Below are 7,309 nucleotides of genomic sequence, written 5' to 3'. Positions count from 1 at the left end.
GCGGGGTTCAGGCCCCTTCGGCCAGCAGCGCCTTCACGTCCGCCTGCAGGGCCTGCGCGCCGCTGCCGTAACGCTCATAGACACGCAGGTTGCCCTTGGTGTCATACACGTAGCTGCCAGCCGAGTGGTCCATGGTGTAGCTGCCGGGCGTCTTGCCATCCACCTTCTTGAAGTAGATCTTGAAGTCCTTGGCGACGGCGGCGAGCTGCTCGGGCGTGCCGGAAAGCGCCACGAACGACGGATCGAAATTCTCCATGTAGGCCTTGAGCACCTCGGGCTTGTCGCGTTCCGGGTCCACGGTGATGAAAATGCCCTGCAGGCGCTTGCCGTCCTCGCCCAGCGAGCGCTTGACCTCGGCCAGCTCGCTCAGTGTGGTGGGACAGACGTCCGGGCATTGGGTGTAGCCGAAGAAAATCACCACGGCCTTGCCCGCGAAATCCTTCATGGTGCGCACCGTGCCGTCCTGATCGGGCAACGAGAAATCCTTTGCGTAGTCCGCGCCGGTCACATCCACGCCCTGGAATTTGGGCGACGGGGCGGACGGCGAGCAGGCCGCCAGCATGCCCAGCGAGGCGGCTGCCAGCGCACCGCACAGGGCGAATCGTTTCAGGGCATCACGTTTGTTCATAGGGCGTTTTGAAACCTCGCTCACAGCACGTAATGATCCACCAGCAGCGCGGCGAACAGCGCGCTCAGGTGGATCAGGGAAAAGCGGAAAGTCTTGCGGGCCAGCGTATCGGAATACTCGCGCCACAGCAGGTAGCCATAGGCGCAGAACCCCAGGCCGAGCACCACGGCAGCGGCCAGGTAGATCCATGAACTCATGCCGTAGACGAAAGGCATCAGGCAGCCCGCAAACAGGATGATGGTGTAGAGAAACACCTGCAGCCGCGTGAACTCGTTGCCGTGCGTGACGGGCAGCATCGGCAGGCCGGACTTGCGATAGTCCTCCACGCGGTACAGCGCCAGCGCCCAGAAGTGCGGCGGCGTCCACAGGAAGATGATGAGAAAAAGGATCAGCGCCTCCGGTCCCACATGGCCGGTCATCGAGGCCCAGCCAAGCACCGGAGGCATGGCTCCCGACGCGCCGCCGATCACGATGTTCTGCGGGGTGAGCGGCTTGAGGATCACGGTGTAGATGACCGCGTAACCGACGAAGGTGGCGAACGTCAGCCACATGGTCAGCGGATTCACCAGCACATACAGGATGGCCGAGCCGACGAGACAGAGAATCGCGGAAAACAGCAGTGTCTGCGCGTTGGACAGCTCGCCCTTGGCCGTGGGGCGCCAGGCGGTACGCTTCATCTTCGCGTCGATGCCCTGCTCCACGATGCAGTTGAATGCCGCCGCCGCGCCAGCCACCAGCCAGATGCCCGCGCTCGCCACGGCCATCAGGCCCCATTGCCGCAGGCTGGGCATGCCGGGAACGGCGAGCACCATGCCGATGAAGGCGCAGAACACGATGAGCTGCACCACGCGCGGCTTGGTGAGCGCGTAGAACTGCGAGACGCGCGAAGGCATGCGGCCCGCGGCTGGAGAAGCCGCTGGCCTGGGAGCAGCCGCCGGCGAAGAAGGGCGCGGCGAAGAGGGGGATGGAGAGGGAGCTACGCTCATGCGGAAACTTTCGTGGCGCGCACGCGCGCCGTGTTCTCAAGGGTGCGGCCGGCCGCGGCCGACGCATCGGCCGCTTCCCGTGGCCGGCTCGCCGCCAGCCCCCAGGTCAGCACCACCAGCAGCGCAGCGGCGCCACCGGTATGCAGCACCGCCGCCACCAGCGGCCAATCGAGCACCACATTCGACAGGCCGGTCAGGAATTGCAGCGCCGCCAGGCCCGCGAGCCAGCGCGTCTGATCACGCAGCACGCGGGCGCGATGCATGCGCCATGCCAGCGCGAACAGCGCCGCCAGCACGACATAGGCGGCAAGGCGGTGCACATAGTGGATGGCGGTCAGCGCCTGGAAGCTGATGTGGCTGCCGTCGTTGAGCAGCCCCAGTTCGCGCCAGATCTGGAAGCCTTGCGAGAAATTCATGTCGGGCCACCAACTGCCCTGACAGGTTGGAAACGTGGTGCAGGCAAGCACCGCGTAATTCGTGCTGACCCAGCCGCCCAGCAGCGTCTGCACGATCACCAGGAACGCGGTGGCGCCCAGGCCGATGCGTATGGCGCGCGGCACCGCCTCCGGCAATTGCAGCCTGCCGCCCAACGTTCTGTGAACCGCCTGCACGCACAGCAGCATCAGCAGCACGGAGCCGCCGATCAGGTGCGCGGTGACGATCGCCGGAAACAGCTTCATGGTCACGGTCCATGCGCCGAACGCTCCCTGCAGGCATACCCAGAACAAGGTGAATGTGGGCCACCAGGGGCTGAGCCCGGGCGCTCCCGCCAGTCCCTTGCGATGCCTGCGCCACTGCCACCATGCACCCAGCGTCAGCACGATGATCAGCACGCCGACGGTGGTTGCGAGATAGCGGTGGATCATCTCCACCCAGGCCTTGCCGTGGGTAACGGGGCCTGTAGGCATGGCGCTCTGCGCGGCGGTGATTTCATCGCTCGCGCCGACGGGGCTCGAGCTGCCGTAGCATCCCGGCCAGTCGGGGCAGCCCAGGCCGGAATCCGTGAGCCGCGTGAACGCGCCAAACAGCACCAGGTCGAATGTGAGGAACAGGGTGAGCACGGTCAGCGCCTGCAGCTTGCGCACCGGCGTGTGGTGGCGGTTGCGCAGCCACACCCAGGTGATGGGCGCGAGCGCGATCACGAGGCCGAAGGCCATCAGCTCCAGCACCGGCGCGAAATCGTATAGCGGCTGCAGATCGCCCATGTCCGTGCTCATGGCTGGATGATCTCCTCGCCGCGGCCCGCCTTGTCCCATGACGACGAGGCGCGCATCAGGCGGTCCAGGTCGCGCTTGGCCTGCGATGCGCTCTTGCGGTCCATTCCGGCCGGGAAACGCATCATCCAGTGGCCCATGGGATCGATCACGTACAGGTGGTCCGACATCGCCTGGCCCTCGGCCGGCCTGATCCACGCGTTCAGCACGGCACCGTCCGCGCGCAGCACGGTGGCCTGCTGCAGGCCGGGCGCGATGTCCGCTGGAATGTCCGCCTTGTCGCTGACCAGCCAGACCCAGTCCACGCGCTCCTTCTCCCGCCCCAGGCTTTCGCGCAGCTGGCGCTGCAGATAGAGGTTGGAGCGGCAGGTCTCGTCGCAAGCGGCGGGCGCGACGCTCACCAGCAGCCATTGGCCCTTGAGCTGCTCGAGCGGCACGCTGGCGCCCTCCAGCGTGGTGAGCGCGGCTCCCGGCGGCATGGCCCGCTGCGGCTGGATCAGCTCGCCGAAATTGCGCCGCCCCTCCGGGCGAATGACGTAGTAAGTGAAGTACGACGCGATCACAGGCGCCGCGCAGATCAGCAGCACGGAAAGCATCTTCCAGCGGCCCGCGCGCATCTGCCGCGCCTCGGCCTCGGCCATGGCCTCGCCAGCGCGCGGCATGCTGTGCACCGTGAACGCCAGCGGACTCTCGACCGCGGCTTCAGGCGGGCGGCTGGCTGCGTGGACGAAGGAAGCGTCGGAAGAGTTGGAACCAGACATAGAGTATTGCCACCAGGCCGCAAAGCCCGAACCATTGGAATGCGTAGCCGTAATGCTTGTCGATGCCGGTATCGACGGCCGGCCAGTCGCGCAGCATGCCATCGTCGGCATCGCCCGCCGTCTGCACCACGGACAGAGGCAGGAGCGTCAGGCCGGTCTCGGCGCCAAAGGCGGCCAAGTCGAGATTTTGCCGGATGCTGGAAGCCCTTGCGCCGCCTCCGGATGTGCCGAACTCGAACAGGCGCGCCGGATGGGCCGCCACGCGCCCGGCCACGCGCACCTGGCCGCTTGCCGTGCGAATGGAAGGAATTTGCGTGCGATCCTCGAAATTGCGGGGCACCCAGCCGCGCTGCACCATCACGACGGAGCGGGCGGCGTCATCCAGGCGCAGCGGCGTCATCACGAAGAACCCCTGCCTGCCGCGCATCTGCCGGTTGTCGAGGTACACCGTATGCTGCGCGAGCCACTGGCCGGTGAGCAGCACCTGGCGGTGCAGCAGCCCGTCCTTTTGCGGATCGGACATTCCCGGATCGGATATTCGCGGATCGGGCGCGCTGGCGGACATCGGCTCCATGCCTTGCAAGCGGGAGACGAATTCGTCCGTGGACAGTGGCGGCTCGGCCATGCGCAGATCCATCATCCGCTGCAGCGCCTCTTTCTGCGCCGCGCGCGAAAGCTGCCAGCGCCCGAGCGAGGCGGTCGCCGCCATCACCGCCATGGCGGCCAGCGTGATGACCCAGAAACGCCATCCTGTCGATCGCACGTCGGCAGCGGTGTTCACGTAATAATGCTCTCCATGAAAATCCTCGTCGCCCTCGCCTTTCTCGCCATTCTGGCCTGCCTGGCTGCCGCGCTGTTCTTCATGATGCGCGCGAACGGCGACGACAAGCAACGCGGCAAACGGATGGCCTGGGCGCTCACGGCGCGGATCGGGCTGTCCATATTGTTGTTCCTGTGCATTCTGGCAGCTTGGAAACTGGGCTACATCCAGCCGGGCGGCCTGCCCGTATCGACAAGATAGCGACACCGATCAGACCACGAAAAAAGCGCCCTAAGGCGCTTTCCCGCACGGACTCCATGGGACAAAAGGTCCCAGGTCACATCCAGTAAACGAGGATGTACAGGCCCAGCCAGACCACGTCCACGAAGTGCCAGTACCAGGCGGCGCCCTCGAAGCCGAAGTGCTTCTCGGCGGTGAAATCGCCCTTCATCAGCCGCAGCGTGATGAACAGCAGCATCAACATGCCCACGAACACGTGGAAGCCGTGAAAGCCCGTCAGCAGATAGAAGGTCGAGCCGTAGATGCCCGAGCTGAGCCTGAGGTTCAGCTCGGAGTACAGGTGATGGTATTCATAGCCCTGCACGAACAGGAAAATCAGGCCCAGGATCACCGTGATCCACATGAAGCCGATGCACTTGCTGCGATGGTTTTCGCGCAGCGCATGGTGCGCGATGGTCAGCGTCACGCCGGAACTCAGCAGCAGCGCGGTGTTGATGGTCGGCAGCCAGAAGGGGCCCACGGTCTGGAAAGGCTCCACCAGTCCGCCCGGAGCCGCCGTCACGCCTGCCGCGACGCTTGGCCAGACCGCCTTGAAGTCGGGCCACAGCAGGGCATTGTCCAGGCTGCCCAGCGTCGGCACGGAATGCGCGCGGCCCCACCACAGGGCGGTGAAGAACGCGCCGAAGAACATCACCTCGGAGAAGATGAACCAGCTCATGCTCCAGCGGTAGGACATGTCGATGCGGCGGCTGTACATGCCGCCCTCGCTTTCGCGGCGTGCATCGCCGAACCATTGCCAGAGCACGAACAGCCACCAGATCAGGCCGATGGCAAGCGAGTACATGCCCCATGCGTGGCCATTGATCCATTGGCTCGCGCCCAGAATCACCAGGAACAGGCCGATGGCCGCCATCACCGGATGACGCGAATCCGCCGGAACGTAGTAGTAAGGCGTGCTGCCGTGGGTCGTTGTACTCATTTCAGCTCCTGAATCTCTCAAATCCCTGTTATCGATTCCGTGTCGCCGCGGGACGCGGGCTCCACTTGTTGTCTCTCGTTCAGACTATCCAGTTCACCAGCACCATCAGACCGACCACCAGAAGAACCAGCGCCAGCAGTCCCACCACGACGATGTGGATGGGGTTGAGCTTCTCTATGTCCTTCTGGTACTCGGAACCCTTTCGCAGGCCGATCATCGACCACGCCACCGCGCGCACGGTGCGCAGCAGCGACCCCTTGCGCTCGAGCGGCCCGCCGCCCTGCTCTTGCCCGTCATCCCGCATATCGGCCACTCCTTCGCCCGTCATCACGAATGCCCCTGCCCGCCAGCGACCGCCCGGGCTCCCAGCGCGGCGGTGGATTCGGGCGCTGCGGGCGTCTTGCCGCCCACCTCGAAGAAGGTATAGGACAGCGTGATCGTGGTGACGTCCTTGGACAGGCGCGGATCGATCACGAAGGTGACCGGCCACTCGCGCTTCTCACCCGCATCGAGCGTGTATTGGTTGAAGCAAAAGCACTCCAGCTTGTTGAAGAACGCCGTCGCCTGGCGCGGCGCGTAGCTTGGAATCGCCTGGGCCGCCATGCGGCGGTCCTGCACGTTCTGGAACTCGTACATCACCGTGGCGAGCTCCCCCGGATGCACCTTGAGCGAGCTTTTGGCCGGCTTGAACTCCCACGGTCCGCGCGCGTTGGCATCGAACTCCACCGTGATGGTGCGGCTGTAGTCCACCTGCGAATTGGCCGGTATCTTCACATCCCTGCCCGCCGTTCCGTTGCCGGGAACCTGGCGCTCGGAGAGCGAAAGAATGTTGATGCCGGTGACTTCGCAGATGTGCTTGTAGATCGGGATGAGCACATAGCCGAACGCGAACATGCCGGCGGTGATGACCGCCAGCTTGCCGACCATCCTGAGGTTCTCGCGTTTCGTGCTCATGTGCTCCGCCTTCCTTGCGCTCAGTGCAGCCAGGCCATCTTCACCATGAATCCGACGAAGAACGCCACGGCAATCGACAGCAGGATCCATCCGAGCCGGGCGTTGGCTTTTTTCTGTTCGGGCGTTGCCATGGCATCAATGCTTTCTGGCCGTACGGCCGCCGTCAGCCAACGATACGGGTGGCGGTGGAATCGAGCTTGGGCGGATTCTCGAAGGTGTGGAACGGCGCCGGGGACGGCACCTCCCACTCCAGCCCTTCAGCGGCTTCCCATGGCTTGGTGGGCGCCTTCTCGCCCTTGCCGCGCATGGCGGGCAGCACGACGAACAGGAAGAAATACACCTGCATCAGGCCAAAGCCGAAGGCTCCGATCGACGCGACCATGTTGAAGTCGGCGAACTGCATGGGATAGTCGGCGTAGCGGCGCGGCATGCCGGCCAGCCCCAGGAAGTGCATCGGGAAGAAGGTGACGTTGAAGGTGATCAGCGAACCCCAGAAGTGGATGCGGCCGCGCGTCTCGGAATACATCACGCCCGTCCATTTCGGAGCCCAGTAGTAGTAGCCGCCGAACATGGCGAACAGCGAGCCGGCCACCAGCACATAGTGGAAGTGGGCCACGACGTAGTAGGTATCCTGCAGCTGGATGTCGATGGGCGCCATCGCCAGGATCAGCCCGGTGAAACCGCCCATGGTGAACACGAAGATGAAGCCCACGCTGAACAGCATCGGCGTCTCGAAGGTCATCGAGCCGCGCCACATCGTCGCCACCCAGTTGAAGATCTTCACCGC

The 7,309-nt window shown here is 64.8% G+C and carries 11 protein-coding genes; 1 reads left to right on the top strand and 10 read right to left on the bottom strand.

What is annotated here, in order from left to right; genetic code table 11:
- Window positions 1–7: 7 nt before the first annotated feature.
- From ABWP92_RS15520 to ABWP92_RS15500, 5 genes are all read right to left on the bottom strand, one after another.
- Entirely contained in the window at window positions 8–628 is a 621-nt protein-coding gene (locus ABWP92_RS15520) for an SCO family protein (protein WP_353236300.1), read from the bottom strand.
- A gap of 20 nt (window positions 629–648) precedes the next feature.
- Window positions 649–1,521 carry a heme o synthase gene (gene cyoE / locus ABWP92_RS15515; RefSeq protein WP_502907554.1) on the bottom strand — a complete coding sequence of 291 codons (873 nt, stop codon included), beginning with the start codon at window positions 1,519–1,521 and terminating at the stop codon, window positions 649–651.
- Between the two features lie 89 nt (window positions 1,522–1,610).
- Window positions 1,611–2,819 carry a COX15/CtaA family protein gene (locus ABWP92_RS15510; protein WP_353236303.1) on the bottom strand — a complete coding sequence of 403 codons (1,209 nt, stop codon included), beginning with the start codon at window positions 2,817–2,819 and terminating at the stop codon, window positions 1,611–1,613.
- An 8-nt stretch (window positions 2,820–2,827) separates the two neighbouring features.
- The gene (locus ABWP92_RS15505) at window positions 2,828–3,589 is read right to left on the bottom strand and encodes an SCO family protein (RefSeq protein ID WP_353236298.1); all 762 of its coding nucleotides are present in this window, start codon (window positions 3,587–3,589) and stop codon (window positions 2,828–2,830) included.
- Window positions 3,531–4,307: an SURF1 family protein gene (locus ABWP92_RS15500; protein WP_353236302.1), complete on the bottom strand. Its 777-nt coding sequence runs from the start codon at window positions 4,305–4,307 to the stop codon at window positions 3,531–3,533. The genes ABWP92_RS15505 and ABWP92_RS15500 overlap by 59 nt, the downstream gene beginning before the upstream one ends.
- Window positions 4,308–4,385: 78 nt before the next feature.
- Between ABWP92_RS15500 and ABWP92_RS15495 the strand changes: the two genes are divergently transcribed.
- Complete coding sequence (locus ABWP92_RS15495) at window positions 4,386–4,610, top strand: twin transmembrane helix small protein (protein WP_353236297.1); 225 nt, start codon at window positions 4,386–4,388, stop codon at window positions 4,608–4,610.
- A 76-nt stretch (window positions 4,611–4,686) separates the two neighbouring features.
- Here ABWP92_RS15495 and ABWP92_RS15490 read toward each other — a convergent pair whose 3' ends face one another.
- The 5 genes from ABWP92_RS15490 to ABWP92_RS15470 all read right to left on the bottom strand — a co-directional run.
- Window positions 4,687–5,568 carry a cytochrome c oxidase subunit 3 gene (locus ABWP92_RS15490; protein WP_353236296.1) on the bottom strand — a complete coding sequence of 294 codons (882 nt, stop codon included), beginning with the start codon at window positions 5,566–5,568 and terminating at the stop codon, window positions 4,687–4,689.
- A gap of 79 nt (window positions 5,569–5,647) precedes the next feature.
- Window positions 5,648–5,872 (bottom strand): DUF2970 domain-containing protein, encoded by a 225-nt coding sequence (locus ABWP92_RS15485; RefSeq protein WP_353236301.1) that lies wholly within the window; start codon window positions 5,870–5,872, stop codon window positions 5,648–5,650.
- Between the two features lie 23 nt (window positions 5,873–5,895).
- A complete protein-coding gene (locus tag ABWP92_RS15480) occupies window positions 5,896–6,522 on the bottom strand; it encodes a cytochrome c oxidase assembly protein (protein ID WP_353236295.1) in 627 nt (208 codons plus the stop codon).
- Between the two features lie 20 nt (window positions 6,523–6,542).
- Window positions 6,543–6,653 carry a cytochrome oxidase small assembly protein gene (locus ABWP92_RS15475; protein ID WP_353236294.1) on the bottom strand — a complete coding sequence of 37 codons (111 nt, stop codon included), beginning with the start codon at window positions 6,651–6,653 and terminating at the stop codon, window positions 6,543–6,545.
- Window positions 6,654–6,685: 32 nt separating this feature from the next.
- The coding region (locus tag ABWP92_RS15470) for a cbb3-type cytochrome c oxidase subunit I (RefSeq protein WP_353236293.1) at window positions 6,686–7,309 on the bottom strand (624 nt) is incomplete at its 5' end.

It is taken from the genome of Diaphorobacter ruginosibacter (genome assembly GCF_040396215.1).
GTDB lineage: Bacteria > Pseudomonadota > Gammaproteobacteria > Burkholderiales > Burkholderiaceae_C > Diaphorobacter_A > Diaphorobacter_A ruginosibacter_A.
This window is presented reverse-complemented; position numbering and strand designations above follow the sequence as displayed.

Coding starts and splice junctions, on each gene's coding strand:
- ABWP92_RS15520 (WP_353236300.1), bottom strand. CDS start 628: ATGAACAAACGTGATGCCCTGAAACGATTCGCCCTGTGCGGTGCGCTG.
- cyoE (WP_502907554.1), bottom strand. CDS start 1,521: ATGCCTTCGCGCGTCTCGCAGTTCTACGCGCTCACCAAGCCGCGCGTG.
- ABWP92_RS15510 (WP_353236303.1), bottom strand. CDS start 2,819: ATGGGCGATCTGCAGCCGCTATACGATTTCGCGCCGGTGCTGGAGCTG.
- ABWP92_RS15505 (WP_353236298.1), bottom strand. CDS start 3,589: ATGTCTGGTTCCAACTCTTCCGACGCTTCCTTCGTCCACGCAGCCAGC.
- ABWP92_RS15500 (WP_353236302.1), bottom strand. CDS start 4,307: ATGGCGGTGATGGCGGCGACCGCCTCGCTCGGGCGCTGGCAGCTTTCG.
- ABWP92_RS15495 (WP_353236297.1), top strand. CDS start 4,386: ATGAAAATCCTCGTCGCCCTCGCCTTTCTCGCCATTCTGGCCTGCCTG.
- ABWP92_RS15490 (WP_353236296.1), bottom strand. CDS start 5,568: ATGAGTACAACGACCCACGGCAGCACGCCTTACTACTACGTTCCGGCG.
- ABWP92_RS15485 (WP_353236301.1), bottom strand. CDS start 5,872: ATGCGGGATGACGGGCAAGAGCAGGGCGGCGGGCCGCTCGAGCGCAAG.
- ABWP92_RS15480 (WP_353236295.1), bottom strand. CDS start 6,522: ATGAGCACGAAACGCGAGAACCTCAGGATGGTCGGCAAGCTGGCGGTC.
- ABWP92_RS15475 (WP_353236294.1), bottom strand. CDS start 6,653: ATGGCAACGCCCGAACAGAAAAAAGCCAACGCCCGGCTCGGATGGATC.